This window comes from Pseudomonas folii (assembly GCF_014357575.1).
GTDB lineage: Bacteria > Pseudomonadota > Gammaproteobacteria > Pseudomonadales > Pseudomonadaceae > Aquipseudomonas > Aquipseudomonas folii.
The window spans coordinates 17,565-43,341 of record NZ_JACONW010000038.1 but is presented as its reverse complement, the minus strand read 5'-3'; the positions used below and the strand labels follow the sequence as shown (position 1 = coordinate 43,341).

Here is a 25,777-nt window from a genome sequence, read left to right as displayed (position 1 = left end):
ATTCAGATCTTCACATTTCCCTTCTGCCAAACCCCATAATGCCGCGGTCAATACAGCGTGAGATCGAGCCCCGTGAATATTCGTAAACCCATCGACGGTCAGGCCGCGGTCATGATGACCGTGCTGTGTACCGTATGGGGTCTGCAGCAAGTCGCGATCAAGGCTGCAGCACCGGACATTGCGCCGATTTTCCAGATCGCGCTGCGTTCAGGTTTTGCCGCATTGATGGTGGGCGTGTTGTTGATGCTGCGCTGGCAGCAGATGAAACGCCGCGGCACCTGGCAGGCCGGGATCATGGTCGGTGTACTGTTTGCGCTGGAGTACCTCGCGGTGGGCGAAGGGCTGCGCTACACCTCGGCTGCGCACATGGTGATCTTCCTTTACACGGCACCGATATTTGTCGCCATCGGCCTGCATTTTCGGTTTCGCAGTGAGCACCTGACGTTGCTGCAATGGATCGGAATCCTCATTGCATTCTCTGGCGTGGTTTTGGCGTTCTACGCCCCCGCAGCTCCCGGCGTATCAGTGCTGCATCAGCGGGTTGGCGACGGACTGGGTCTGCTGGCGGCTATTCTCTGGGCGGGTACGACCCTCACCATTCGCGGCTCCAGACTGTCAGATGCACCCGCACCGCTGACGCTGTTCTATCAGTTGGCTGGAGCCTTTGTGATCCTTGCCTTGATGGCCCTGGCAACCGGACAAACCGGCATCAACCTGACTACCGTTGCGGTCAGCAGCCTGGCCTATCAGACCATCGGCGTTTCATTCCTGAGTTTCCTCGTCTGGTTCTGGCTGCTGGGCCGCTATCTTGGTTCTCGCCTGGGCGTGCTGTCGTTCATGACGCCTTTATTCGGCGTGGTGTTTGGCGTGTGGTTACTGGACGAAACGCTGGAATCCTCCTTTGTAATCGGCTCGGCACTGGTGCTCGCCGGGATTCTGCTGGTGAGTGGTCACGACCTTTTAAGGCAGGTGCTACACAAGCGCGCCCTTGGCAGACACTAGGTTCTGCTCGATCCAGTCAGCCGCTGTGGTCAGTTCAATACCGTGTGTGGCGTTGAACGTGCGGTTTTTATCCCAGGCGACGCCTTTACCTTGGGCAAACACCGCCCGGTATTTGCAGAGCGAATCGTCCGGCGCAGCGGCGAGAGCGGCGTTCAGTTGCGGGACGCTCCATTCCATGCGAGACAGCGTGCGCCCTAGCTTTTCGTCGAGCGTGTCCGCCAGTTGCCGATAGCTCAGCGTATCCCCTGCGACGAACACCACCTGATCAACCAGGCGGGGTTCGGCAAAGATGATGTGTGCCGTCAGCTTGCCGATGTCCTCTGATGTGGTGACGGTAACTTGGGTGTCCCAGGTGCCCAAAGCGTGAACCGTGTTTTCGGCCAGATCGACCACACCAAAGGCGGGCTCAAACAGGAAGCTGGTAAACATCCCGGTGGAAATGATCAGCCATTGGGTTGTGCGCTGGGCTCTTAAAAGCTCGCGGACGTCGAGCTGTTCATCAAACAGATCCTGCGGGCTGCCTTTACCAATCACGTCATAGTCCACGCCGAATTGCCACGGCACGTAGCGCTTTACGCCAGCTTTGAGCGCCGCCTGAGTGAGCTTGAGTTGGGTGCCAGCGCCCGCAACGAAGCCAACACAACTGATCACCGTATCGAAGTGCCGGAAATGCTCGGCGAGTGCTTCGACAGAATCGTTGATCACGTCGGCCTGCAAAAAATGGATGCCAAGGGTTTGAAGCTCTTCAATGGCAGATTTTTTCGAACTGTCCTGAGTGGCGACAGCGGAGGGGCGTAGCAGAACGGTGATGCGCGCTTTTCCGCTGTCAGCGGTCATCGCAGCCAGCTCGCGCAAGACCTGTGTGCCCAACTCCCCGGCTCCCAGTACAAGAATATTGTCGGTTTTCACGGGCGTGGTCAGTTGCATGAATTTCCTCCGGATAGCGGCTCAAAGGCGAGTGGTTGTTATCCTGTCACCATTGAGACGCGGCCATAAGTAGGCACACGAGTGATCCTGGGGGGGCTAATGGACAACGAAGAAATCATCAGACAATCGCAAGCGGCCTGCGAAGCGCTGAGTGCGCAAGACGACGGTTTGAAGCGAGAGGTGCTGACCCACGCGGGTAATCGCTGGTCACTGGGCATTGTTCACACGCTGGGCGTGGAAGGGCGGCTGAGGCATGCGGAAATCGCCAGACGCATGAATGGCGTGACACAGCGGATGTTGACCCGCAGCCTGCGTCAGCTTGAAAGGGATGGTCTGGTTTTACGTCGTGATCACAATGAAGTGCCGCCACGTGTCGACTACGAATTGTCTGAGCTAGGTCGCGGATTGCTGGTGCAGATGATTCCGCTGTGGATGTGGGTGGCGGGCAATGCCGAAGGTTTCCGCGAGGCCCGTGAGCGTTACGATGCAGCGGGTCTGGCGAAGGTGGAGTGAGTTTGCTGCGCGATGGCGACGCGTCGGCAGTGTGCTGCTACTTTCTGGATTGGAATGGATTTCACTGTTGAAATGCATTCTCTGCGAGGCTTGCCCGCGATAAAGGCAATGCGGTTTATCAGATAAACCGCGGCGCTCTTATCGCGGGCAAGCCTCGCTCCCACAGGTGTGATCTCAGTACGGGGGCGATGTCGTGGGACCGGCTTTAGCCGGGAAGAGGCCGGTACAGCCTGCAGATGTATTGTCAGGAATATCGCCTTCCCGGCTAAAGCCGGTCCCACGGAAGAAATGCGATTTCATGTGGGAGCGAGGCTTGCCCGCGATAAAGGCAATGCGGTTTATCAGATAGACCGCGGCGTTCTTATCGCGGGCAAGCCCTGCTCTCACAGGTCCTTCGTTTGCTGCGTCAGGCCGGTTCGTACGGCGAGTAATCCACATAGCCTTTGGCATCGCCGCCGTAGTAGGTGTCGCGATCCGGAGTGGTCAGCGGCCAGCCATTTTTCAGACGGGCGACGAGGTCCGGGTTGGCGATGAAGGGTTGGCCGAAGGCAGCAAGATCGATCAAGCCGGCGTCCACCAGATCCTGAGCGCGCTCCAGGGTCATGTCGCCTGCGAGGATCAGTGCGGTGTTGCCCAGTTTGGCTTTGCAATCCTTGAGCAATTCCCGCAGCGCTTCTTCCTGTGCCGCGGAGCTTTCACCGGCCATGAAAAAGTGGGTCTGGTCCATGACGTGGACGTAGGCAATGCCGCGCTCATTCATACCCGCGCACAGTGCCGCGTAGGTTTCATCGATTTCAGGATAGATCGGCATATCGAACAGCTGACCGTACGGCGAGATACGAATCCCGACCTTGTCTTTACCAATTCTGGCGCTGACGGCATCAACCACTTCGAACACGAAACGCAGACGATCATCGAGGTTTTTCGCGCCATAGCGATCCGTACGATCGTTAACTTGCGGATTCAGGAACTGCTCCAGCAGATAGCCATTCGCACCGTGAATTTCCACACCGTCAAAACCGGCATCAATGGCGTTTGCAGCCGCTTGAGCGAAGTCTCCAACGACTCGACCGACTTCTTCAGTGGTCAGTGCTCGCGGGATAGACGTGTCAACGAAGCCGGGCTCGCCGTCCTCGGTATAACCGAACGCCTTGCCACCTCGGGCTGGCTGGGTCGTGGAGCTGACCGGGGCTTTGCCATCGACCTGAATCGAAGTGTGGGAAACCCGGCCAACATGCCAGAGCTGGGCGAACATTTTGCCGCCGACGCTGTGGACGGAGTCCGTCACCAACTTCCAGCCCTTGATTTGCTCATCGCTGAAAATACCGGGGTTGAAGAGATAGCCCTGACCTTCGCGAGAAATTGGCGTGCCTTCTGAAACGATCAGGCCTGCGGTGCCGCGTTGGGTGTAATGCAGCGCGATCTGTTCGTTGGCGATGTCTTCCGGCGCGCGTGAGCGAGTCATTGGCGCCATGACGAAACGGTTGTTCAGCGTCAGGCCGCTGAGGTCATAGGAGGCAAAAAGGTTAGTCATGAATCAAAGTCTCCATGGACAGAATCTGGTTCCGGCGAGAAGCCCGCGAGTACAGGGCGTTCCCGGCAGATGAAAGTGACTCCATGGTAGGTTGTTGCTAAAGAAGCCACAATTGAGCGGAAAAGCAAAATACTATTGCTGTTTTAGCAATTGATGGTTTAACTGACAGGATTCGCTTTGCCCAGATTTGTTGGGATCACGTAGGTCTGCAGGCGTTGCCTCAGTGTCCCTGACACAGCGCTGTCGCGCAGCAAACATGGGACCTGTAGGAGCGCACGAGCACCGCGAGGCCGCGAAAGCGGTGTGTCAGGCAGGACGCCATCGCTGCCTCGCGGTGCTCGTGAGCTCCTACAGAAAGGTATTCCAAATCAGATAGTTGTAGGTCTTTTTTATAGGCGCTACCCGAGTCTCCACATGCACCTCAAAGCCCATAGATTCTTCGCCATGGTCGCCGTCACTGGCAGTTTTTCCGCAACGGCGCGGCACTTTCAGGTGCCTGCTTCTTCGGTATCCCGTTTCATTGCCGCGCTGGAGCGGGACCTGGGGCAGCAGTTGCTGTATCGGAATACCCGGGCAGTGAAGCTCACCGATGCGGGCGAGCGTTACTACGTGCAGATTCGTGAAGTTCTGGAGTTGCTGGACGCGGCGGACGAGGAGGTCAACGGCAAGGTCGGCGACATTCGTGGCCTGGTGCGGATCAATGCGCCCGTCGCCTTTGGTCATCTGCACATCGTGAAACTGTTGAATGGCCTCTACGAAAAGTACCCAGCGCTGAGTGTCGAGTTGAATGTCACTGATGCGTTCATTGATCCCGTTCTGGAGGGTACCGATATCATTTTCCGGGTCGGGCAACTGCCGGACTCGGGCTTGATAGGCCGCAAAATCTGCGATCAGCGCTATTTGTTGTGTGCGAGCAGCGAATACCTGGAAAAGCACGGGCAACCGACCTCGCCACAGGATCTGCGCAATCATGCCTGTCTCGTTTACAAGGGCGTGAGCGGCATCCAGCGCTGGCATTTCCGCCATCCCGGGCATGATGCCGAAGAGGTCATCGATGTCGATGGGCCGTTACGGAGCAATAACGGTCAGGTGCTGATGGAGGCTGCGCTGGCGGGCAGGGGGATCGTGTTGTTTCCGTCGTGGCTGTTCAATCAGGAGCATTTCAAAAGCAAGGCGCTGATCCAGCTATTGCCCGAGTGGGAAGGTTGTGTCGAGCCTTTGTCGAGTCAGATCCATCTGATATCGCCTGAGAATCGCCTTCGCTCACAGAAAGTACGGGTCGTATGGGATTACTTTTTGAATGCGATTGGTACACCGCCTTATTGGGACAGGGTGGAGTAACCGGCAGTGCCATCATGTAAGAAAAAACAGCGCCACTAATGGCGAAAGGCTTACATCGCGTGCCGTCGATCGTCCATTTACCCATCGATCCCATAAGCGCAATCTAAACCCATCAACCGGAACGCAGGAAGCGCTTCGGAGGTAAAGGATGACCACCATGGCCCGGATGGCTACTGACAGGATGTTGGAATGGTATTGATGAAAAGTAACCCGCTTCGGCGGGTTTTTTCATGCCTGCGTTTTATGCCTGCCGGGCTGTAAACTGTTCACGCAAATGAGTCAGTGACCTTTTTACTTTCCAGATACGAGACCTTCATGGCAAACCACGACATTACTTTCGTCCCGGACCCTGATTCGGATTCCATCTCTTCTGACGTAGCCGGTTTTGGTGGCTTGCTGGTCTCCACGCAGATCCCGACTCATGCTGACGGCAGTCTGGAATTGGGCGATATCACGCTGCAAAGCGAATGCACACTGCAAGCGCTGAAAGTGGCACTGGAAAAGGCCGGCAGCTCCATGGATCGGGTATTGCACCTGACCATTTACCTCACCGACATGGCCGACCGCGCCGCATTCAACGACGTATACAAACGCTTCTTCGCCAAGCCTTGGCCGGTACGCGCTGCCGTAGGCGTGGCTGCATTGGCAGTTGAAGGCATGCGCGTGGAAGTGACGGCGATGGCGGCGAAGGGGTGAGCCAGGATCCCGCCACGAATTAACCCGCTTGGGATGCATTTCTGTAGGAGCTGCCGAAGGCTGCGAAGCATTCCTCCTGATTCAACGCCATCGCAGCCTTCGGCAGCTCCTACAGCAATTCTTAACCCTTCAGATGGATGCCACCCTCAATCCAGATCCGTAGCGTCATGCCGCTCCGGTACTTGGGTTGCTTCATCGCCCCAGGTTCTGTTGACTCGGGTACCCCGAACAACAGCCGGTCGTTTGGCGATTTCATGTGCCCAGCGCTGCACGTGGGTGTATTCATGCACTGCCAGAAACTCAGCCGCCGAGTACAGGCCGCCCAGAATCACCTGGCCGTACCATGACCAGACTGCGATATCGGCAATGGTGTATTCATCACCCGCCAGATAGGTACTTTCACTCAGGCGGCGATCCAGCACGTCCAGCTGACGCTTGGCTTCCATGGTGAAGCGGTTGATCGGGTATTCCATTTTCTCCGGCGCGTAGACGTAAAAATGTCCGAAGCCACCGCCAAGGTACGGCGCTGCACCCATTTGCCAGAACAACCAGTTCAGGGTTTCAGTACGCCCTGCTGGATCAGTCGGCAGGAAGCGACCAAACTTTTCGGCCAGATACAGCAGGATCGAACCCGACTCGAACACGCGAATGGGCGGCTCGGCGCTGTAGTCCACAAGGGCCGGAATCTTCGAATTGGGATTGATGTCGACAAAACCGCTGGAGAACTGATCACCCTCGTTGATGCGGATCAGCCAGGCATCGTACTCCGCTTCGGTATGCCCCAGCGCAAGCAGCTCTTCGAGCAAAATAGTCACTTTGATGCCGTTGGGTGTCGCCAGTGAGTAGAGCTGCAAAGGGTGCTTGCCCTTGGGCAGCGTTTTCTCGTGAGTCGGCCCGGCAATGGGCCGGTTGATGCTTGCGAACTGGCCGCCCACTGCTTCGTTTTTCCATACCTTGGGCGGAACGTAAGGTGCGTTGCTCATGCGCGAATCTCCCGGTCTATACGATTCGAAAACGAGGCGCAGGCAGCCGCCACGTCAGTTCAGGTGGACTACCCTGCCAGCGCCGTGACGCGGAATCAATGCTGCCTGCGCATTTGAATTCGATTAAGTCCAATGGCTCAACGCACAGATCTAACCCACCAGGGTTTCAATTCGCTCCGGCTGAATGCTGCACTGCCAGCGCCAGGCATCGGCCAACATGCAGTCCAGTGAGCGACCGGCGCGCCAGTCCAGCTCATCAGCGGCCTTGCCCGGATCTGCCCAGCAACGCGCAATATCACCGGCACGGCGAGGTTCGTAAGTCAGCGGCACGGTGACACCGCTGACACGTTCGAACGCCTTGACGACTTCCAGCACGGAATAACCCTGACCTGTGCCGAAATTCCACACCCGCACGCCATGTAACTGACGTAACGCCTGCAACGCCTTCAGATGCCCTTCGGCAAGGTCCATCACATGCACGTAATCGCGGATGCCGGTGCCATCAGGCGTCGCATAGTCATTGCCATAAACGCCCAGGGTTGCGCGTTCGCCGCTGGCGACTTGAAGCAGATAAGGCAGCAGGTTGTTCGGAGTGTTGTTCGGTGCTTCGCCGAGTTCCCCCGAACCATGAGCACCAATCGGATTGAAGTAACGCAGCAGCCCCACCGACCAGCGAGGGTCGGATGCTGCCATGCTGTTCATGACGTTTTCCGCCATCAGTTTCGACTGGCCGTAAGGGTTGGAGGGCTGACCCGTGGCGCAGCTTTCATCAATGGGCATCACCGCGCAGTCGCCATAAACCGTCGCTGATGAACTGAACACCAGCCTGAACACTTCGGCGTCTGCCATTGCCTGACACAGCGTCACGCTGCCGCCCACGTTCGTGTCGTAATACCGCAGCGGTTCGCGCACGCTTTCACCGACAGCTTTCAAACCGGCGCAATGAATGACGGCGTCGATGGCGTATTCGTTGAACAGCATGTCGAGTTGGCCGCGATTTCGGACGTCACCAAAGATAAATACAGGTCGTCGTCCCGAAATTTTGGCGATCCGGTCCACGACCGAACGTGAACTGTTGCAGAGGTTGTCGAGAATCACGACGTCTTCGCCGTGCTCCATCAATTCCAGCACTACGTGAGCACCGATATAGCCTGCACCGCCCGTCACCAGGATCATAGTTCGCCTCATTTATTCACTGTGTGAACGGCGACTACTTACCTGCCGAGCCTGTTATTCGGCCCACTGTCACAGACGTGGCGGTGAGGCGTATGAGGTTATGGGCCTCGGGCGAGGCAGGAGTTCAAAGGCGTTTGCTCACCGGTACATGCTGTTCATCGGCTTTACCTGCGGGCGTGTTGAACGCTGCTTGAACGGCGGGCCTCCAAGTCATGAAGCGCGCAGAACGTGATGCTGAATCACCGGGCCGCCTTTCATTCAACAGACGAGTGTCTTCGAAGCCGCGATCATGCTGGCTTCAGTCTCGGATCCATATTTCAAAAGGAATCCGACATGAATTTTCCAGAGCAGCCTGACGACGCCCTTTCGCTGGTGCAGATTGATAACCCATCAAGGGCGATCAGTCTGGCCAGACCTACCTTGCTATGCCTGTCTCATCTGCGCTGGGGGTTCGTGTATCAGCGACCGCAACACGTCATGTCGCGTTTGGCCAAGGATTACGACGTGCTGTTTTTTGAGGAGCCGATCTTCACTGACACACCTCAGCCGACACTCGACGTCTCGCAACCGGCGACGGGGATTACTGTCATCGTGCCGCGTTTTGCCCATGGCACCAGCGCGGCGCAGGCGGTGGAACTGCAGCGCGAATTGCTTGACGAGTATCTGGCCGAGCATGCGGCCGAAGAATTATTGCTGTGGTATCTCACGCCCATGAGCCTGTCATTCACCGAGCACCTGAAGGCTCGCGTGACGATTTTTGACTGCATGGATGAGCTGTCGGCTTTCAAAGGTGCACCGTCGGATCTGCTGGATAAAGAACGTCAGTTGATGGCCAGGGCCGATGTAGTGTTCACCGGCGGTTACAGTTTGTGGGAGGCGAAAAAACTTCAGCATGGCAACGCCCATCCTGTGCCCAGCAGCGTTGACATCGCACACTTCGCAGCGGCTCGCGACAGGTTGCCCGAACCCGCGGATCAGTCGGGTATTGGCTATCCACGACTGGGATTCTTCGGCGTCATCGATGAGCGATTCGACATTGAGCTGGTGAGTGAGCTGGCCAGCCAACGGCCTGACTGGCAAATCGTGCTGATTGGCCCGGTGGTAAAAATCGACCCTGACTCATTGCCGCGTCAGCCCAATATTCACTATCTGGGGCCCAAGAGTTATGCCGAGTTGCCGGTGTATCTGTCGGGATGGGACGTGGCGTTGATGCCATTTGCAATAAACGAGTCGACGCGATTTATCAGTCCCACCAAAACTCCGGAATACCTGGCGGGCGGCTGTCCGGTGGTATCCACACCGATTCGCGATGTGATCAGCGGCTATGGCGATTCAGGTGTCGTGACCATCGCCGATTCACCACAGGCATTCATTGCAGGAATTGAGGCAGCGCTGACATCCAAGGCTGACGTCTCATTCAACCGAAGCGCTGACACAGTGCTGGATGGCATGTCGTGGGATAAAACCTGCGCCGTCATGAAGGAGCAGATCGAATGCCTACGGTAACCATTGAGAACGCAAAAAAAGGTCCGTCGCAGGTGGGCGAGAACTGCGTTTACGACTATCTGATCGTCGGCGCAGGCTTTGCCGGATCGGTGATAGCCGAACGTCTGGCGGAAGGTCTCGGTAAAAATGTGCTGGTAATCGACCGGCGCTCACACATCGCTGGCAATGCCTATGACCATGCGGATGAAGCCGGAGTAATGGTCCACCGCTATGGACCGCATATCTTCCACACCAATGCGAAGCGCATTGTCGACTACCTGTCTCTGTTTACTGAATGGCGTCCTTATGAGCATCGGGTGCTGGCGCAGGTCGACGAGCATCTGCTGCCGATCCCGATCAATCTGACCACCTTGAATACGCTGTACGGCCGGGCAATGGACGAGCACGAAGCGGAGGTCTTTCTGGCAGAACGTGCGGAGCCTGTCGCGGATATTCGCACCTCCGAAGACGTAGTGATCAACCAGATCGGGCGCGAGTTGTACGAGAAATTTTTTCAGGGGTACACCCGCAAGCAGTGGGGCCTGGACCCTTCGGAGCTGGACAAGTCAGTTACCTCCCGTGTGCCGACACGCACTAATGATGATGATCGGTATTTCACTGACGCTTTCCAGATGATGCCGCTGCATGGCTATACCAGGATGTTCGAGAGCATGCTCGATCATCCGCGCATTGACGTGCTACTCAACACGGACTTCACAGCGGCCCGTGATCAGGTCAGCTATCGGGAGATCATCTACTGTGGGCCGGTCGATGAATATTTCGACTTCTGCTTTGGTCGATTGCCGTATCGCTGCCTTGAGTTCAAGCACGAGACACTGCCTGTCGAGCAGTTTCAGCCGGTGGCCGTCGTCAACTATCCCGATCAGAGCGTGCCCTATACGCGGATTACCGAGTACAAGCAGTTGACCGGCCAGACGCACCCGTTAACCAGCATCAGCTATGAGTTTCCGTGTGCTGAGGGCGATCCGTATTACCCGATCCCGCGTCCGGAAAATGCGGAGCTGTACAAGCGCTACAGCGCGTTGGCGGATGAAACCGAAGGGGTCACCTTTCTGGGTCGACTGGGTACTTACAAGTACTACAACATGGATCAAGTGGTTGGGCAGGCGCTGGCGCTTTATCAACGTATCGAAAAGGAGTCTAACGTGGCGCAAAGCCACGCAGTCGAGTCCCTCTGATGCGCTGCCAGCAGGCGCGGCCCCAGGAGTGTTTTCACAGGTGGCGGCAATGACGAGCGCTCGGCTGTTCAATTCTTTTGTCATGGCTGGTTATGAGTGTTCTTCACACCGCCGCCGGGATGGTCGGCGGTTGGACATGCTCGCCGAAACCGGCCACGCCCGAGGCGTCGACAAGGATTACGCCCAACTGGCGGCACTGGGAATTGCCTGCGCCCGCGACGGACTGCGCTGGCATTTGATCGAGTCCCGGCCGGGCGATTACGACTGGAGCAGTTTTCTGCCGATGCTACGCGCGGCGCGGGATCACAACGTGCAGGTGGTGTGGGATCTGTGTCATTACGGTTATCCCGACGGGCTTGATATCTGGCGGCCCGAGTTTGTGGAACGCTTCGCCCGGTTTGCAGGGGCGGTTGCCCAATTGATGAAAGACGAAGGCGTGGACGCACCGTTTTTCTCGCCCATCAACGAGGTTTCGTTCTGGAGCTGGGCGGGCGGTGACGTAGGTTATTTCAACCCGGGCACCCACGGGCGAGGGCAGGAACTCAAGCATCAACTGGTGCGCGCCAGTATCGCGGCAATTGAGTCGGTTCGTCAGCGCACGCCCAATGCCCGCTTTGTGCAATGTGACCCGTTGATCAACGTGGTCGCGGGGTCGAGTCGAAGCGACGAGGTCAATCAGGCCGAAGAGTATCGACTGGCGCAGTTTGAAGGCTGGGACCTGTTAACGGGCCGTCAGTGGCCAGGTCTGGGAGGACGAGAGGAATACCTGGACATCGTCGGGGTCAATTTCTACCCGCAAAACCAGTGGGTGCTCAACGGCGGGAAAATCCTGCGCGGTGAGCCTGGCTACCGTCCGTTCGCGGGCATGCTCAAGGAGGTGCAGCAGCGTTATCAGCGACCGTTATTAATCTCGGAGACAGGTGCCGAAGACGATCAGCGTGTGCCCTGGCTCGACTACGTCAGCACGCAGATCGCTGTGGCCCGGCAGCGTGGCGTGGAAGTGGAAGCGCTGTGCTGGTATCCGTTTCTGGACTATCCCGGCTGGGATGACGGGCGATACTGCCCGGCAGGTCTGTTTGGTTACGCTGACGGTGAGGGCAACCGGGCACCGCATCATCCGTTGTATGTGCAGATCCAGGCGCTTTCGAGCCGCCATGATCAATAGCCGAATACGGGAACGCCCGCTGCCGGATACTCCGGTGCGTTTTCTCTGGCGTTACGTCCGGGTGCGGCCTTGGCATTTCGGCACCATGCTGGGGCTGGTTGTTGGTGCTGCAAGTTGTGCGGTTGCCGTGCAATACGGCATGAAACTGCTGGTGGATGCCATGGCTCACCAGGACCGTGCTGCAGGCCATGTGTGGTTCCCGTTTGTGTTGTTCATTGCGCTCATCGTGCTGGAAAACCTGTTCTGGCGGGCAGGGGGCTGGCTCGGGTGTCGAACCGTGGTGGGCAGTTGCGCAGATTTGCGTATCGACCTGTTCAGCCATCTGACCGGTCATCCGATGCGCTATTTTTCCCAACACTTTGCGGGCGCGCTGGCTAACCGGATTTCCTCGGCGGGTGCGGCAGCCGGTTCCATTTACGGCGGGCTGGCGTGGAAAATCATTCCGCCGTGTGTCGATTTTCTCGGCGCGGTGATCGTGCTGTGTACGGTGCGGTTGTCCATGGCGCTGGTGTTGATCGCTTGTGTGATCGCAGTCGCAGCGTTGATCACGTTGATTGGCATACGCGGCCGGGCCAAACACATCGCCTTTGCCTCGCAGTCCGCGCGGGTGGGGGGCGAGATCGTCGACCTGGTGTCCAACGTCTGGAGCATCAAAGCCTTTTCTGCTCGTGAGCGAGAACGTCTGCGGCTGGAAAAAGCCATAGGCGTCGAAGCGAAGGCCCAAAGCCGAAGCTGGATTTACCTGGAAAAAGCCCGCGTGTTGCATGACGTGTGTCTGTCGGTAATGGCCGGTGGCATGCTCGGTTGGGCCATAGACCTGTGGGTCGACGGTCTGGTCACAGCGGGTGATGTGGTGATGGTCAGCGCGTTGACCTTCCGGATCCTTCACGGCTCAAGGGATCTGGCGCTGGCTTTGGTGGATACGTCCCAGCAAATGGGCGTGATCGCGGAAACCCTCGGCATCATTGCCCAGCCCCACGGCCTGAGCGACACCCACGAAGAACTGGCCCCGACGCGTGGCAATATTCGCTTCATCGACGTGAGCTACAGCTACCCGGACGGACGTTCGGTGTTCAAGCATTTCTTTTTGGAGATACCGGCGGGGCAAAGCGTCGGCATAGTTGGCGTGTCAGGTGCGGGTAAATCGACATTGATCAGTCTGTTGCAGCGCCTGGACGACGTGCGCAGCGGCATCATCCTGATCGACGACCGCGATATCCGTTCGGTCAGTCAGGACAGCCTGCGCCGACAGATATCAGTGGTCCCGCAGGAGACCGCTCTTTTCAATCGCAGCATCTACGAAAACATTGCTTACAGCCAACCTAAGGCCACCGAGCAACAGGTCATCGATGCGGCGCGGCAGGCTTATTGCGAAGATTTCATCAACGCGCTGCCCGGTGGCTATGCTACGCAGGTGGGCGAGCGCGGCGTGATGTTGTCGGGCGGCCAACGGCAACGTCTTGGTCTGGCGCGGGCGTTTCTGCGCAACTCACCGATTTTGATTCTGGACGAGGCCACGTCTGCGCTGGACTCTGAATCCGAGAAGGTCATCCAGATGGCCCTGGCTAATCTGATGCGCGGGCGCACGGTGGTGGCCATCGCTCACCGGTTATCGACCATTGCCAGCTTTGACCGGGTTCTGGTGCTGCAAAGCGGCCGTGTCGTGCAAGACGGCTCACCGAATGAGTTGCGTAATCAGGACGGGGTATTTCGCGCGCTTTGGCAGACGCAAAGCATGAATGCTCCGGAGGCGTGAAGGTGTTCGACGCTCACGTTTTCACCGTGTTCCGCAGCCAAACTTGCGGTGGGTAAAAAAGTTGACGTGACTGGGTACCAAAGCAAACAAGAACCCGATGAAATGCGTGCTGACAGCCTGACGCTCGAAGGCAAGACTGTTGCGCTGGATTGATTCGGTCGGTTGTCTGTTATCAAGCAGCGGGCAATCAGATAGCGCCGCTCCAGGTAGGAGGCAACTTGTTGGCGAGAGGCTTTACGCGTTGGTTCAAGCCTGACGCCTCGCGAACAAGTTCGCTCCTACCGTTTGGCGCCGCGCAAGGGTGCAGGGTAATCAGATAGCGCCGCTCCAGGTAGGAGGCAACTTGTTGGCGAGAGGCTTTACGCGGTGGTTCAAGCCTGACGCCTCGCGAACACGTTCGCTCCCTCCTGTTTGGCGCCGTGCCAGGGTGCAGGGTAATCAGATAGCGCTGCTCCAGGTAGGAGGCAACTTGTTGGCGAGAGGCTTTACGCGGTGGTTCAGACCTGACGCCTCGCGAACAAGTTCGCTCCTACCGTTTGGCGCCGCGCAAGGGTGCAGGGTAATCAGATAGCGCCGCTCCAGGTAGGAGGCAACTTGTTGGCGAGAGGCTTTACCCGGTGGTTCAGGCTTGACGCCTCGCGAACAAGTTCGCTCCTACCGTTTGGCGCCGCGCAAGGGTGCAGGGCAATCAGATAGCGCCGCTCCAGGTAGGAGGCAACTTGTTGGCGAGAGGCTTTACGCGTTGGTTCAGGCTTGACGCCTCGCGAACAAGTTCGCTCCTACTGTTTGGCGCCGTGCCAGGGTGCAGGGCAATCTCTACTCGCTACCGGGCAAACCGCCTCGCACCCACCACGCAAAGAATCACCGCAACCGTCACCCCAAGCATTCCGGCGCTGACGTTCTCATGCAGCAACGTCGCCGCCAGCGCCAGCCCGAAAAACGGTTGTAGCAATTGCAACTGCCCAACCGCAGCAATCCCGCCCTGTGCTAGGCCGCGATACCAGAACACGAAACCGATCAACATGCTGAACAGCGATACATAGCCCAGGCTCAACCAGGCAGGCGGGCTGATGCTCGAAAATGACGCTGGACTCAGCAGTAGGCTCAGCAAGGCCATGACCGGCAATGACAGCACCAGTGCCCAACTGATCACCTGCCAGCCACCCAGTGTTCTGGAGAGTTTGGCCCCTTCGGCGTAACCCAGGCCGCAGACCAGAATCGCCAGCAGCATCAGCACGTCGCCTGTCGCGGAAGCGTTCAGGCCTTGTGAAATGGCGTAGCCGACCACCGTCAAGCTGCCCAGCACCGAGAATAACCAGAAAGCAGGACGCGGCCGCTCGCCCCCGCGCAACACGCCGAATAGAGCCGTCGTCAGGGGTAGCAAACCGAGGAAGACAATGGAGTGCGCGGAGGTGACATGCTGCAACGCCAACGCGGTCAGTAACGGGAAGCCGACGACGACTCCAATGGCAACGATCACTAACGACAACAATTGATGGCGGGCCGGACGCTGCTCTTTGAACAGCAGCAATATACACAGGGCCAGTACGCCTGCGAGGGTTGCCCGGGCTACCGTCAAAAACACCGGGTCGAATTCCAGTACCGCAACGCGAGTCGCAGGGAGCGAGCCGCTGAAAATCACTACGCCGATGAGGCCGTTGATCCAGCCTCGGGTGGCATTTTCCATGGAAACGATTTTCGGTGCAGATGCTTGTTCCATGCGGGCCACTCTCCGGGCGGGGTTGCGTGAAGGCATCCTAGGGCTGACTATCAGTACAATCAAAAAATTGTCATGGATACAGTTCGACATGCCACTGGCCCGCTACAAATCACTGGTGGACGCCTTCGCCGCGGACATTCGTTCGGGGCGCTTGCCGCCGGGAACACGCCTGCCCACACACCGAACCCTGGCCATGGCCGAGGGGTTGGCGTTGGCCACGGCGTCTCGGGTCTATGCCGAGCTGGAGGCCATGGGCCTGGTGAGTGGCGAAGCAGGGCGGGGCACGTTCGTTCGGGAGACTTCGTTGCCGTCGGGGCATGGCATTGATCAGCCGGACGTCGCGACCGGCGTCATTGACCTGAATTTCAACTATCCGTCCTTGCCGGGGCAGGCCGAGCTGTTGCGCACGGCGCTGCGCCAGCTGGCATTGTCCGGTGATCTTGAATCGCTGTTGCGCTACCAGCCTCATGCCGGGCGCAGCCATGAGCGAGCATCCGTGGCACGTCATCTGTGCAGTCGCGGGCTGACGGTCGAGGCCGGGCAGGTATTGCTGGTCAACGGCGCTCAGCATGGTTTGACGGTGGCAATGATGGCGCTGTTCAAGCCCGGCGACGTCGTTGCGGCTGATGCGCTGACTTATCCCGGTTTCAAAGTGTTGGCTGAATCCCTGAGCCTGGAAGTGTTGCCTGTCCCTGTGACGGATTCAGGGCCTGATCTGGATGCGTTGGAGAAACTCTGCCGACAGAGAACCGTGAAGGGGATCTATAGCATGCCGACGTTGCATAACCCGATGGGCTGGGTGATGGGGATCGAGCAGCGCGAGCGCCTGGTACGGATTGCGCGGCAACATACGTTGCATATCATCGAAGACGCGGCTTACGCCTTTCTTGCACCCAACCCACCACCGCCTCTGGCGCACCTGGCACCGGAGCGCACGGTGTATGTGTCAGGCCTGTCGAAAAGCGTCGCCACCGGGCTTAGGTTTGGATTCATCGCTGCCCCGGTCGCGCGGGTCAGTGCGCTCGAACGTGTTATCAGAGCCACCAGCTGGAATACGGCCGGGGTGATGACGGCGATTGCTACCGGCTGGCTGGACGACGGTACTGTCAGCAAGCTGGAGGCGCAAAAGCGTGCGGATGCCCGATCAAGACAATCGCTGGTGGATGAGCTGTTGAGCGGGGTGAATTGCGTCCGGCATCCCTGCTCGTATTTCACCTGGCTGCCATTGGCCGAAGATGCACGAGCGGATCAGGTTGCGGCGGCGTTGATGCGCGAGAATATTTCGGTGTCCACAGCCGAGCCTTTCGCGGTGTCTGCACAGGTGCCGCATGCCATCCGCCTGGCCCTCGGCTCGGTGGACATGCCAACGCTGCGCGCTGCGTTGAAGACAGTGAACCGGGTCGTCGGAGCTCATTCCTGAGTCGAAGATAACTTCAGCAGGCGCTGCAGTTGTTGATGTTCCCAGATGCTCAGCAGCTTGACTGGGTCGGTGCCGTAGCGCTGCCAACTGTCTGCGGTCACGTGACTGCCTTCGGGGGACCGGCAGGCCTGGCAATGGCTCAGTTTGTTGTCCTCACTGACCAGCGTGAGCTGCCAGCCATCCACCTTGATTTCAATGTGCCCCTTTCGGCTGTTCACCATGTGCAACGTTCGCGTTTCGAGAGCGATGTCTTTCAGGAGTTGATACACGTCGCGGGCTGTCAGGTCGGTCGTGGTTTTTGCCATACAGATATTCTCTTGTTGAAACCGATGCGGCGCTGCCTGAACATGCCCGCTGGATCCGGGAAGATTACTTTACAAGTGAGGCGCAGTGGATGATCGATTTCAATAACAAGGGCTTCTTCAAACTCAAACAGAACGATGAATACGCCGAGCGTGTCACGGCGCTGTTGCTGGACGGTGAGCAGGTCATTGATTCCTACAAATCCATGCGCGACGGCGTGGTGTTTACCAACAAGCGTATCATCGCCGTCAACGTGCAAGGTCTGACCGGCAGCAAGAAAGACTTCACCTCGTTGCCGTACAAAAATATCGTTGCCTACTCCATCGAAACCTCCGGCACCTTCGATCTGGACTCGGAGCTTGAAATCTACTTTTCTGCACTGGGCAAAGTGAAGTTCGAGTTCACCGGGAAGACATCAATGGTTGAAGTCTCCAGGCTCATTTCCAAGCATCTGTTGGGGTAGTTTCAACTGATAGGCGGCCCCTGTAGGAGCTGACACACCGCTATTCGCAGCCTGCGGCAGCTCCTACAGAGGTGTGTCCAGCGAGGTCGCCTCTTTGCACATTGCGCGACAGGCCTGAAACTTCCCCTTTGACTCACATCTCCAAGGTTGCCCCATGATCAACATCCGGCCCATGACCGCCGACGACTTCGACCTCTTCTGGCCCACTTTCCAGAGCGTGATCGCCGCCCGGGAAACCTATGCCTACGATCCGCAACTGACCCGTGAGCAGGCTGTGCACCTGTGGCTGGAAATGCCGCTGCACACGTTCATTGCCGAAGAAGAGGGCGTATTGCTCGGCAGCTATTACCTCAAAGCCAACGCTGCAGGTCCCGGCAGTCATGTGTGCAATTGCGGCTATATGGTCACCGAAGCGGCGCGAGGTCGTGGGGTAGCGCGGTTGATGTGTGAGCACTCACAAAAGGTCGCCACTGAAAGCGGTTTCCTGGCCATGCAATTCAACTCGGTGGTAGCGAGCAACGAAGTGGCGGTGGCGCTGTGGCAGAAGCTCGGGTTCGACATCGTTGGCCGGTTGCCGCGTGCTTACCAGCATGCGCGGTTGGGGTTGGTGGATTGTCTGGTGATGTTCAAGTGGCTGGCCGAAGAAAAGCCGCAAAAGCCGATGCTGATCGGGCGCAAGAATATCGAATCGGTGGTGTCGCGGCCGCGGCGTAAGTAGGCCTGATATTGCGGCCCTGTGGGAGATTCTATGTTGGCCCGTAAACCTGTGGGAGCGAGGCTTGCCCGCGATGCAGGCGACTCGGTTTTTCAGCTACACCGTATCATCGTTCATCGCGAGCAAGCTCACTCCTACAGGTGAGTACCAATATTTGTAAGCGGTGAATGGCCCGAGCCGCATCCGGAAAATAAACGATAACGCGGTGTGTCTTCCGACCGCGCCTCATGTATCGCGGGCAAGCACCGCTCCCACACGTTTTGCGCCTGACTCACGCACTGGGTGCTGTATCAAACCTGTGGGAGCGGTGCTTGCCCGCGATACATGAGAAGTAGCCAGAAGACGCGCCCCGTTATCATTTATAGCGCGCACCTACCCGCCAACAGAAAGCCCGCACAAGGCGGGCTCTCTGAACAGCTCTGACTACAACGAGTAAGGCTTACTTCTCGTTGCTGGCCTCAAGCTTTTTCTGTTGCTTCGGATGCCCTTCGGCCAGGGCCGTGCGAACCTCCTGAACCAGTTTCGCAGACACCGCAGGGGCCTGGTTGGACCAGCCCTGGCGCAGGAAGGTGGCCAGTTCGGCTACTTCCGCGTCGTTCATGCGCTCGGCAAAACCTGGCATCGGCAGGATCGACGGGCCTCTCGCAGTAGATGGCGTTTTTGCGCCGGCGAGAATCACGTGAACCAGCGCGGTCGGGTTTTCTGCGTTGATGATCGAAGCACCGTCCAGACGCGGGAAGATCCGTGCAGCGCCTTCACCTTTGACGAAGTGGCACGCGCCACAGTTGTCCAGGTACAGACGTTCGCCCAGTGTCAGGTCTTTGGCTGCGGTCAACTTGCTGGTGGTGGCTGCACTGCGTTCAGCGTTGTGCTGATAAACAGTTTCGCCATTCTTGTCGGCAGGGCCAGACAACGACTTCAGATAGGCCGCCATCGCATGCAGATCTTCATCGGTCATGTGCGACGTGCTGTTGGCTACAACGTCAGTCATCTCACCGGCAACCGACGCTTTGGCATTACGGCCAGAACCCAGGTAGTCGACGATTTCGTCCTGCGACCAGTGAGCAACGCCACGGATCGAAGGCACAGCCCAGTCGTTGAGCAGAGCGCCCGTCAGGTAGTCTGTGCTTTTCTCGTCGAGACCTTTTTCCTGCATGGTCAGCGCACGTGGTGTGTGGCAAGAACCGCAGTGGCCCAGGCCCTGTACCAGATACGCGCCGCGAACGAGCTGTGGATCGGTGCCCGCAACAGGTGTAACAGTGGATTCAGGTGTCGGCGAGAAGAACGTGCGCCAGTAAGCCAGCGGCCAGCGAATCGACAGTGGCCACGGAATATCGTTGGCCTGATTGGCTTGCTTGACCGGCTCAACGCCTTTCATGAAGTACGCATACAACGCTTGCGTGTCTTCATCCGAGACCTTGGCATACGACGGGAACGGCATCGCCGGGTACAGCGCGCTGCCATCGTGACCCACACCGCGACGTACCGCGCGCTCGAAGTCGCCATAGGTCCAGCTACCGATACCGGTGTCTTTATCCGGCGTGATGTTGGTGGCGTAGATCGTGCCGATTGGCGACTCGATGCCACGGCCGCCCGCAAAGGTTTTGCCATCGTGAGCGGTGTGGCACGCCACACAGTCGCCAGCGCGCGCCAGGTAAGCGCCTTTGCTGATGAGTTCAGGCGTTACTTCCTGAGTCATCTGCGCCGCCGCGTCACCCGATTTGTTGAGGAACACACTGACCAGCCAGGCCAGCAGCGCAAGCACCACACAGACCACCAGCAGTGCCAGCAGCCGGGAGCGGGATTTGGATGTCATGTTCTCGCTCCTTATACCTGAACCAGTGGGCCAGGGTTTTTGATGTACTGCTCAACAATGGCCTTGGCCGAGAACAGGGTAATAGCGCCGATCAAGGCCGTCGGGTTGGCCTGGAAGTTCTGCGGGAAGGCGTTGCCGCCCGGTACGAAGACGTTATGCACGTCCCAGCTCTGCAGATAGCGGTTGAGTGCCGTGGTTTTCGGGTTGTCGCCCATGACCGCGCCGCCCACGTTGTGGGTGGACACGTACTTGGTGATGTCCCAATGAGAGTCCATCGCCAGGAAGCTTTCGCTGTAGCTGTCCGGGCCCAGTTCCTTGGTGATATCCAGCACGATCTTGCGCAGGTGTTGCTGCAGTTTCAGCTCGTTCTGTTTCCAGTCGAAGGTAATACGCAACAGTGGCAGGCCCCATGGATCTTTGTAGGTCGGGTCCAGGTCCACGTAATGGCCGCGATACGACTGGCAACTGGTGGTAATGCTCACTTTCATCGAGTGGCCGTACCAGTCCTGCATGCCGTCTTTCCAGCCCTGACCCCATTCTGGCGTACCGCTTGGCAGCGCTGTACCGATGGGTGCGCCGGTGGCCTGGGAGCTGTGGATCTTCGCGCCGCCAATGAAGCCCAGCGCCGCGCCGTCGTAGTTGCCCGGCGAAACGTCGTTGAACATCTGCCCGGTAGCACCGGCGGTGGCGAATGGGTTGAACTCTTTGTCCTTGAAGAACAGCGTGGAACCGCCGTTGCTCAGGAACGCATAGTTACGGCCCACGGTGCCGGTCTCGGTGATCGGGTCGTAAGGCTTGCCGATCCCGGACAACAGCATCAGGCGCACGTTGACGAACTGGAAGCCTGCCAACACGACGATGCCCGCAGGCTGGAACACCAGATTGCCGTCGGCGTCGGCGTAGGTCACGCCTTTGGCGGTCTTGCCGTCCGGGTGCAGTTCAACTTTCAGCACGTTGGCGTTAACCCGGTAGGAGAAGTTCTCCATGCGCTTGAGCGAATCCAACACTGCAGTTTGCGGCGAAGCTTTCGAGTAGTTCAGGCACGGGTACTTGCTGCAGTAACCGCAGTAGTTGCACGGCGCGATCTGGTTGCCGTACGGGTTGGTCCACGCCTGTGACACGTTCGCCGACGGGTTCGGGAACGGGTGGTAGCCCATCTTGCGGGCTACGTCTGCAAACATCTTGCAGTTCAGGGTGTCTTCAAGCGGCGGCAGCGGGAAGGCGCTGGAACGCGGGCCTTCGAACGGGTCGCCGCCTTCGATGATGCGACCTTGCAGGTTGCCGGTATTACCCGACAGGCCACAGATCTTGTCGAACTTGTCCAGGAACGGTTCGATTTCATCCCAGGTGAACGGGTAATCGCCGATACGCATGTCTTCTTGCAGGATGCCCGGCTTGTACGCCTGGTCTGCATACGTCTTGAGCTTGATATCGGTCGGGGTCGGACGAATCAGTACGCCGGTCCAGTGCAGACCAGAGCCGCCCACGCCAGTACCTGGTTCAAAAGCGCCCCACTTGCGAGTCGGCAGCGCGACGTCGTTGGCGGTGTGGCGCACGGTCATCGCGGCCGCTTTCGGGGTGGCCATGATCTTGTTGCGTATGCCGTAGGCGTATTGATCTGCTGGTTTTGGATAGGCGAAGTCGGTGTTGTTACGATCTTCACCGCGCTCCAGAGCGCGTACTTTCAAACCGGCCTGAGCCAGTTCGATGCTCATCAACGAGCCAGCCCAGCCGAGGCCGACGACGACTACGTCGACTTCGTCATTAGTAATATTTGCCATGAGAAAACTATCCTGGAAATGCTAGGCGAAGGGAGATCAACCGCGCAGGCCGCTGATGCTGACCGGGCCGAGGGGGTACTTGACGTTGTGCTGTGTCACCCACTCCACGTAACTGGCGCGGGCTCCGGGGAAACCGATGGCGATCCAGGCCTTCATGCCTTTGTTGCCGCCGTAGATCGGGTCCGAGAGATAGCCCTGCCTGGTGTGGTTCAACAGTTCACCGAAGAACTGTTTGGACTTGAGCACGTCTTCGCCAAATGCCTTGAAGCTCACTTCGCCTTTTTGCAGCTGTTTCAGGATGTCTTCCTGTTTCGCGGCATCCAGAGACGCAAAGTTTTTCTGGTGTTTGTCCTGACAAAAAGCGTCAACGCTCTTGATGCCTTTTTGATAAATCTCTTGCGGACGGTACGGAATCTGATAACCCATTTCCGCTGGGGCATCGAGTTTGAAAGGACCTTCCAGGTAGATCTCACTGCCCAGATCGCTGGCCAGTTGCTGATCGATAAACACTGGGACGTTGGTTTCCAGCGCGCCAGGCCCACGGCCACCGGCGGGGATCAGGCGATCACAGGCCGCCATGATGAAAGCCCATTCAGCCGCACTGAAAAAAGTCGGGCGATATTCTTCGAGTTTCGGCGCAACCATCTCCGCTGCTTCCGCAGCGCTCAGGCCTTTAATGGCGACGCCTATCGCAGGTAATGCAATCAAAGAAGAAAGCAGAAACTTTCTTCGTGACGTTGGTTTATTCAACAACATGGTGAGGCCCCTATGAATGCTCACAAGAAAACCCCGGACGGTGCTATCGGAAATCGAAAGCCTCGACCTGCTGCGCAACTCCTTTAGCCAACGTGAATAGCGCGCAGCCGGATTCGCCCTCGTTTGAAGGACAATAACGGCGACGTTTTCAGGTTCCGGATCGTTTCAACGAAGCGCGATGGTTGGTGGTTTCCAACCGGCGACGGTTAACGTAAAAGGCATACGTTACCAGTCAACGTACAACTCGCGATCGTCTCAGGCGCTAGCGCGCAATCTGAAACAGGGCTGGCAGACCTCAAGGGTTGCTCTAATTGTGATCGTTTGCGTAGGTGCGACTGCATGAACAACATTCATCCAGCACAGCATTGAGGCGCGATACTTAAGTATCGTCTGCTCATCACGGGTAGCAGGATGCTATCAGGTTTGAAAAAGATGCGACAAATTATTTCCGATTATTGTCAAGGTGTTGTGGTGTCGCATCCGGGACGCTTTCGGTATTTCCATGCCGCATATCGGCCAGATTGGCGACGATGGGGATAATCCCGCTGATTTTCAGGGTGTATTGAGTTCATGCTTATCCGTTGAAATGCGATTCTTAAATGACTCGATTCCTGTAGGAGTTCACCGAGGTTACGAGGCCAGCGATGGCGGTTCGTCTGACACTCCGCTATCGCTGGCCTCGTAACCTTGGTGAGCCCCTACAGATCCAATGTCTGTTTGGAGACAGCATGGAAGGCGTCGTACAACCTGTTACTGAATGGCCGCAACAGCATCAATCTCGATCTGCATCCCGTCCAGCGCAAGGCGTGGCACCGGAATCAATGTGCACACAGGCTTCATCGACTCGCCCCATGCCCGATCAATCTCCTCGACCCACGTGCTCAGTTTTTCCTGGTCGTGATCAACGATCAGCAATGTCAGTTTGAACACATGATCGAAACTTGCGCCTCTGGATTGCAGCGCGGTGGCAAGGTTGGCGAGTGCTTGTCTGGCTTGCTCGGCAAACACTGACGAGAGCTTGCCCTGTGAGTCTTCACCGCCTTGCCCGGCGATATATAACAGCTGCGCCTGAGGCTGCAATTGGGCGACATGGGAGTACCCATTCGGGCTGGGATCGTACAGGCCTGGTGGATTGGATAACCGGAAAGCAGGGGCGATATCGAGTTTGGACATAGGCTGACTCCTGTTGGAAGAGTCGGCAGTCTCAGACCTCTAGTTAGGTTGAGGTCAAGCGGGTGTTCAATGGATCACAATAAACTAATGAACTAGCATCCCGACCTTGCTCTGCGACGAACTTTTTTTCAGTATCTGATTAGCCCGGAATCTATGCACCTTCTTATTACTGGAGCACCAGGCTCCGGCACCTCGACATTAGGCCGCGACCTGTCCCTGGCACTATCGGCCCGTCACCTGGAGGGTGATGATTATCAATGGCTGCCCACTAACCCTCCTTATCAACAGATGGTGGTCAAGGATCAGCGTGGCGCTGCATTGTTATTCGATATGCGCGCCGCTGCCGAGGCTGTGGTGTCCGGATCAATAATGGGCTGGGGCAGCGAACTTGAAGATACTTTCGATCTAGTGGTTTTCCTCTACGTCCCCAGCGACATACGCCTCGCCCGACTCAAGCTGCGCGAAGAGCAGCGTTTCGGTGTGGCTAGGCCCGAGTTTCTGGCATGGGCCGCGCAGTACGACAGCGGTACCGAGCCAGGGCGGAGTTTGCAGCAGCATCGGGCTTGGCTTGAGCAGCGCAGGTGCGAGGTGCTCAGGTTGGAGGGGGATTTGTCGGAGGAGGCGCGGTTGAGTGCGGTGTTGGCGGAGATTGAAAGGCTCCGCCGCCAGACCGCCCCGGACTAGAGATTGATCAACCGCTTGATCCCGTACATCAAGATTAGAAAAAACAGAATTTTCGCGACATCAACCAAAGCCCGGAACGTGATCGGCCACCATTCATGATGCTCGATTGCATCCTGATAAGCGTATGAGTCGGTCGAGGCTCCGGTTTTCTGGAATTCATGCTCGCGCGCGCGGCCCCAATACATGAACGCGAAGATAAGCCCGATAACGCCCAGTCCACCGAGTTGGTCATCAGGCGCGACCTCAATTGGCGGTCCCCAGAGGTAGCATGCACCCGCTATCAGCCAGATCAGCATTCCCAGCCAGGTCAAGATTTTGCGTGCTCGTACAGATGCCTTGAGGTTTGTTCGCACACTGAACGGGCAAAACTTTCCATCGCGCTGAAGCCTGTCTTCAAGCGAGACAATGTAGCCCGACACAAAGGCCAGAAAACCAATGAAAACTAATACAAAGGCCATCGGGGTTGGCTGCCTTAGTGAATTGAACGAAGGTTGCGTTCACAGAATGTCCGCAGGTGGGGCGTTTACTTGAATAATTTGCGGTTATTGAGCGGGTGGGATCAAGCCCGCGTTGCCGGGGCCTCATCAAACAAAATTTAACCATCTGATGGAATACTTTTCGCCTGTAGGAGCCTGTTGCCACGCAACAACGCAGCGTCGAAGACGGGACGGCCCCTCTTGCACGGAAAGATGAGGGCTGGTCTATGTGATCGTCCCGAAAGTGTTGAGCAGCAGCTTCATTTTTTACTTAAACAAATCAGCAATTTCTGAATCCATGGCTTCGAAAGCCTCAGCATTAAACCTCATATCGGGCAGCATTCCGCGTCGCTTAGAGGTTGTAGGCATCAGTTTAGTGACTGGAGATTCAGTCTTGGCAATGATGATTGTTTCGCCATCCGCAGCCGCAACGACAGGCTGGGTCAGGTGTTTCTTGTCTCTATGGACGTTGTGAGTTTTCACGGTGGTGCTCCTGTAAGCCATCAAGCGTCAGTGCTGATTCTAGACCAGCATCATGTGGGTTCAGATCCAGGCTTATCAATGAAGCGATTTCACTCAGTCTCAACATCGATTTAACAGCGGTTGCACCAGGCAAACCTCGCACCTATCATTCGCCCCGTCGCTGCACATCAGCGACCGGATTTGGCGATCCGGCTCATACCTTTTCAACAG

At 57.5% G+C, this 25,777-nt stretch carries 24 protein-coding genes; 12 read left to right on the top strand and 12 right to left on the bottom strand.

What is annotated here, in order from left to right; translation table 11 throughout:
- The first annotated feature begins 72 nt into the window (after positions 1 to 72).
- Positions 73 to 1,002 carry an EamA family transporter gene (locus tag H8S59_RS10560; RefSeq protein ID WP_187521381.1) on the top strand — a complete coding sequence of 310 codons (930 nt, stop codon included), beginning with the start codon at positions 73 to 75 and terminating at the stop codon, positions 1,000 to 1,002.
- On the opposite strand, the gene H8S59_RS10555 is transcribed toward H8S59_RS10560, so the two are convergent.
- The gene (locus H8S59_RS10555; RefSeq protein ID WP_187521380.1) at positions 973 to 1,929 is read right to left on the bottom strand and encodes an aromatic alcohol reductase; all 957 of its coding nucleotides are present in this window, start codon (positions 1,927 to 1,929) and stop codon (positions 973 to 975) included. The two genes, H8S59_RS10560 and H8S59_RS10555, sit on opposite strands and share 30 nt — an antisense overlap.
- 99 nt (positions 1,930 to 2,028) lie before the next feature.
- On the opposite strand from H8S59_RS10555, the gene H8S59_RS10550 reads away from it, so the two are divergent.
- The gene (locus H8S59_RS10550; RefSeq protein WP_187521379.1) at positions 2,029 to 2,442 is read left to right on the top strand and encodes a winged helix-turn-helix transcriptional regulator; all 414 of its coding nucleotides are present in this window, start codon (positions 2,029 to 2,031) and stop codon (positions 2,440 to 2,442) included.
- Between the two features lie 406 nt (positions 2,443 to 2,848).
- Here the strand turns inward: H8S59_RS10550 and H8S59_RS10545 are convergent, their stop codons facing one another.
- Positions 2,849 to 3,976: an alkene reductase gene (locus H8S59_RS10545; RefSeq protein ID WP_187521378.1), complete on the bottom strand. Its 1,128-nt coding sequence runs from the start codon at positions 3,974 to 3,976 to the stop codon at positions 2,849 to 2,851.
- Positions 3,977 to 4,390: 414 nt separating this feature from the next.
- Here H8S59_RS10545 and H8S59_RS10540 point away from each other — a divergent pair, with 414 nt between their 5' ends.
- Positions 4,391 to 5,317, top strand: a complete 927-nt coding sequence (locus H8S59_RS10540) for a LysR family transcriptional regulator (RefSeq protein ID WP_187521377.1) — start codon at positions 4,391 to 4,393, stop codon at positions 5,315 to 5,317.
- Between the two features lie 315 nt (positions 5,318 to 5,632).
- Positions 5,633 to 6,013: a RidA family protein gene (locus tag H8S59_RS10535; protein WP_095100076.1), complete on the top strand. Its 381-nt coding sequence runs from the start codon at positions 5,633 to 5,635 to the stop codon at positions 6,011 to 6,013.
- A gap of 146 nt (positions 6,014 to 6,159) precedes the next feature.
- On the opposite strand, the gene yghU is transcribed toward H8S59_RS10535, so the two are convergent.
- The gene (gene yghU, locus H8S59_RS10530) at positions 6,160 to 6,996 is read right to left on the bottom strand and encodes a glutathione-dependent disulfide-bond oxidoreductase (protein ID WP_187521376.1); all 837 of its coding nucleotides are present in this window, start codon (positions 6,994 to 6,996) and stop codon (positions 6,160 to 6,162) included.
- A gap of 150 nt (positions 6,997 to 7,146) precedes the next feature.
- Positions 7,147 to 8,172, bottom strand: coding sequence for a UDP-glucose 4-epimerase GalE (gene galE / locus H8S59_RS10525; RefSeq protein ID WP_187521375.1), 1,026 nt, complete (start codon positions 8,170 to 8,172; stop codon positions 7,147 to 7,149).
- Positions 8,173 to 8,505: 333 nt separating this feature from the next.
- Here galE and H8S59_RS10520 point away from each other — a divergent pair, with 333 nt between their 5' ends.
- Genes H8S59_RS10520 through H8S59_RS10505 form a run of 4 tightly spaced genes read left to right on the top strand, consistent with a single transcriptional unit; the run spans position 8,506 to position 13,777 of the window.
- Positions 8,506 to 9,678, top strand: coding sequence for a glycosyltransferase family 1 protein (locus H8S59_RS10520; RefSeq protein WP_095100067.1), 1,173 nt, complete (start codon positions 8,506 to 8,508; stop codon positions 9,676 to 9,678).
- Positions 9,666 to 10,856 (top strand): UDP-galactopyranose mutase, encoded by a 1,191-nt coding sequence (gene glf / locus H8S59_RS10515; protein ID WP_187521374.1) that lies wholly within the window; start codon positions 9,666 to 9,668, stop codon positions 10,854 to 10,856. Before H8S59_RS10520 ends, glf begins: the two co-directional genes overlap by 13 nt.
- Before the next feature lie 49 nt (positions 10,857 to 10,905).
- Positions 10,906 to 12,021 carry a glycoside hydrolase family 1 protein gene (locus tag H8S59_RS10510; protein WP_187521373.1) on the top strand — a complete coding sequence of 372 codons (1,116 nt, stop codon included), beginning with the start codon at positions 10,906 to 10,908 and terminating at the stop codon, positions 12,019 to 12,021.
- On the top strand, positions 12,011 to 13,777 hold the full coding sequence (locus tag H8S59_RS10505) for an ABC transporter ATP-binding protein (protein WP_187521372.1): 1,767 nt from the start codon (positions 12,011 to 12,013) through the stop codon (positions 13,775 to 13,777). The genes H8S59_RS10510 and H8S59_RS10505 overlap by 11 nt, the downstream gene beginning before the upstream one ends.
- An 823-nt stretch (positions 13,778 to 14,600) precedes the next feature.
- On the opposite strand, the gene H8S59_RS10500 is transcribed toward H8S59_RS10505, so the two are convergent.
- On the bottom strand, positions 14,601 to 15,497 hold the full coding sequence (locus H8S59_RS10500; protein ID WP_187521371.1) for a DMT family transporter: 897 nt from the start codon (positions 15,495 to 15,497) through the stop codon (positions 14,601 to 14,603).
- A gap of 88 nt (positions 15,498 to 15,585) precedes the next feature.
- Here H8S59_RS10500 and H8S59_RS10495 point away from each other — a divergent pair, with 88 nt between their 5' ends.
- The gene (locus tag H8S59_RS10495) at positions 15,586 to 16,917 is read left to right on the top strand and encodes an aminotransferase-like domain-containing protein (RefSeq protein ID WP_187521370.1); all 1,332 of its coding nucleotides are present in this window, start codon (positions 15,586 to 15,588) and stop codon (positions 16,915 to 16,917) included.
- Here H8S59_RS10495 and H8S59_RS10490 read toward each other — a convergent pair.
- The gene (locus tag H8S59_RS10490; protein WP_187521369.1) at positions 16,908 to 17,222 is read right to left on the bottom strand and encodes a DUF7693 family protein; all 315 of its coding nucleotides are present in this window, start codon (positions 17,220 to 17,222) and stop codon (positions 16,908 to 16,910) included. The genes H8S59_RS10495 and H8S59_RS10490 overlap by 10 nt on opposite strands.
- An 89-nt stretch (positions 17,223 to 17,311) precedes the next feature.
- Here H8S59_RS10490 and H8S59_RS10485 point away from each other — a divergent pair, with 89 nt between their 5' ends.
- Positions 17,312 to 17,683 (top strand): PH domain-containing protein, encoded by a 372-nt coding sequence (locus H8S59_RS10485; protein WP_095100046.1) that lies wholly within the window; start codon positions 17,312 to 17,314, stop codon positions 17,681 to 17,683.
- Positions 17,684 to 17,837: 154 nt separating this feature from the next.
- Complete coding sequence (locus tag H8S59_RS10480; RefSeq protein WP_187521368.1) at positions 17,838 to 18,401, top strand: GNAT family N-acetyltransferase; 564 nt, start codon at positions 17,838 to 17,840, stop codon at positions 18,399 to 18,401.
- A 436-nt stretch (positions 18,402 to 18,837) separates the two neighbouring features.
- Here the strand turns inward: H8S59_RS10480 and H8S59_RS10475 are convergent, their stop codons facing one another.
- From H8S59_RS10475 to H8S59_RS10460, 4 genes are all read right to left on the bottom strand, one after another.
- Complete coding sequence (locus H8S59_RS10475; RefSeq protein ID WP_187521367.1) at positions 18,838 to 20,214, bottom strand: c-type cytochrome; 1,377 nt, start codon at positions 20,212 to 20,214, stop codon at positions 18,838 to 18,840.
- Positions 20,215 to 20,225: 11 nt separating this feature from the next.
- Complete coding sequence (locus H8S59_RS10470; RefSeq protein WP_187521366.1) at positions 20,226 to 21,995, bottom strand: GMC family oxidoreductase; 1,770 nt, start codon at positions 21,993 to 21,995, stop codon at positions 20,226 to 20,228.
- 36 nt (positions 21,996 to 22,031) lie between these two features.
- Positions 22,032 to 22,751 (bottom strand): gluconate 2-dehydrogenase subunit 3 family protein, encoded by a 720-nt coding sequence (locus H8S59_RS10465; RefSeq protein ID WP_095100027.1) that lies wholly within the window; start codon positions 22,749 to 22,751, stop codon positions 22,032 to 22,034.
- A 750-nt stretch (positions 22,752 to 23,501) separates the two neighbouring features.
- Entirely contained in the window at positions 23,502 to 23,924 is a 423-nt protein-coding gene (locus H8S59_RS10460; RefSeq protein WP_187521365.1) for a RidA family protein, read from the bottom strand.
- Positions 23,925 to 24,077: 153 nt separating this feature from the next.
- On the opposite strand from H8S59_RS10460, the gene H8S59_RS10455 reads away from it, so the two are divergent.
- Positions 24,078 to 24,608 carry an AAA family ATPase gene (locus H8S59_RS10455; protein WP_187521364.1) on the top strand — a complete coding sequence of 177 codons (531 nt, stop codon included), beginning with the start codon at positions 24,078 to 24,080 and terminating at the stop codon, positions 24,606 to 24,608.
- Here H8S59_RS10455 and H8S59_RS10450 read toward each other — a convergent pair.
- The gene (locus H8S59_RS10450; RefSeq protein ID WP_187521363.1) at positions 24,605 to 25,066 is read right to left on the bottom strand and encodes a hypothetical protein; all 462 of its coding nucleotides are present in this window, start codon (positions 25,064 to 25,066) and stop codon (positions 24,605 to 24,607) included. The genes H8S59_RS10455 and H8S59_RS10450 overlap by 4 nt on opposite strands.
- A gap of 285 nt (positions 25,067 to 25,351) precedes the next feature.
- Positions 25,352 to 25,567 carry a type II toxin-antitoxin system Phd/YefM family antitoxin gene (locus H8S59_RS10445; protein ID WP_187521362.1) on the bottom strand — a complete coding sequence of 72 codons (216 nt, stop codon included), beginning with the start codon at positions 25,565 to 25,567 and terminating at the stop codon, positions 25,352 to 25,354.
- Positions 25,568 to 25,777: the final 210 nt, after the last annotated feature.

What these genes read in the sequence shown, in the direction of transcription:
- H8S59_RS10490 (WP_187521369.1), bottom strand. Translation starts at nt 17,222, where the DNA reads ATGGCAAAAACCACGACCGACCTGACAGCCCGCGACGTGTATCAACTC.
- H8S59_RS10555 (WP_187521380.1), bottom strand. Translation starts at nt 1,929, where the DNA reads ATGCAACTGACCACGCCCGTGAAAACCGACAATATTCTTGTACTGGGA.
- H8S59_RS10500 (WP_187521371.1), bottom strand. Translation starts at nt 15,497, where the DNA reads ATGGAACAAGCATCTGCACCGAAAATCGTTTCCATGGAAAATGCCACC.
- H8S59_RS10545 (WP_187521378.1), bottom strand. Translation starts at nt 3,976, where the DNA reads ATGACTAACCTTTTTGCCTCCTATGACCTCAGCGGCCTGACGCTGAAC.
- yghU (WP_187521376.1), bottom strand. Translation starts at nt 6,996, where the DNA reads ATGAGCAACGCACCTTACGTTCCGCCCAAGGTATGGAAAAACGAAGCA.
- H8S59_RS10465 (WP_095100027.1), bottom strand. Translation starts at nt 22,751, where the DNA reads ATGTTGTTGAATAAACCAACGTCACGAAGAAAGTTTCTGCTTTCTTCT.
- H8S59_RS10470 (WP_187521366.1), bottom strand. Translation starts at nt 21,995, where the DNA reads ATGGCAAATATTACTAATGACGAAGTCGACGTAGTCGTCGTCGGCCTC.
- H8S59_RS10505 (WP_187521372.1), top strand. Translation starts at nt 12,011, where the DNA reads ATGATCAATAGCCGAATACGGGAACGCCCGCTGCCGGATACTCCGGTG.
- H8S59_RS10460 (WP_187521365.1), bottom strand. Translation starts at nt 23,924, where the DNA reads ATGTCCAAACTCGATATCGCCCCTGCTTTCCGGTTATCCAATCCACCA.
- H8S59_RS10450 (WP_187521363.1), bottom strand. Translation starts at nt 25,066, where the DNA reads ATGGCCTTTGTATTAGTTTTCATTGGTTTTCTGGCCTTTGTGTCGGGC.
- glf (WP_187521374.1), top strand. Translation starts at nt 9,666, where the DNA reads ATGCCTACGGTAACCATTGAGAACGCAAAAAAAGGTCCGTCGCAGGTG.
- H8S59_RS10475 (WP_187521367.1), bottom strand. Translation starts at nt 20,214, where the DNA reads ATGACATCCAAATCCCGCTCCCGGCTGCTGGCACTGCTGGTGGTCTGT.
- H8S59_RS10540 (WP_187521377.1), top strand. Translation starts at nt 4,391, where the DNA reads ATGCACCTCAAAGCCCATAGATTCTTCGCCATGGTCGCCGTCACTGGC.
- H8S59_RS10485 (WP_095100046.1), top strand. Translation starts at nt 17,312, where the DNA reads ATGATCGATTTCAATAACAAGGGCTTCTTCAAACTCAAACAGAACGAT.
- H8S59_RS10510 (WP_187521373.1), top strand. Translation starts at nt 10,906, where the DNA reads ATGACGAGCGCTCGGCTGTTCAATTCTTTTGTCATGGCTGGTTATGAG.
- galE (WP_187521375.1), bottom strand. Translation starts at nt 8,172, where the DNA reads ATGATCCTGGTGACGGGCGGTGCAGGCTATATCGGTGCTCACGTAGTG.
- H8S59_RS10455 (WP_187521364.1), top strand. Translation starts at nt 24,078, where the DNA reads ATGCACCTTCTTATTACTGGAGCACCAGGCTCCGGCACCTCGACATTA.
- H8S59_RS10480 (WP_187521368.1), top strand. Translation starts at nt 17,838, where the DNA reads ATGATCAACATCCGGCCCATGACCGCCGACGACTTCGACCTCTTCTGG.
- H8S59_RS10550 (WP_187521379.1), top strand. Translation starts at nt 2,029, where the DNA reads ATGGACAACGAAGAAATCATCAGACAATCGCAAGCGGCCTGCGAAGCG.
- H8S59_RS10535 (WP_095100076.1), top strand. Translation starts at nt 5,633, where the DNA reads ATGGCAAACCACGACATTACTTTCGTCCCGGACCCTGATTCGGATTCC.
- H8S59_RS10520 (WP_095100067.1), top strand. Translation starts at nt 8,506, where the DNA reads ATGAATTTTCCAGAGCAGCCTGACGACGCCCTTTCGCTGGTGCAGATT.
- H8S59_RS10495 (WP_187521370.1), top strand. Translation starts at nt 15,586, where the DNA reads ATGCCACTGGCCCGCTACAAATCACTGGTGGACGCCTTCGCCGCGGAC.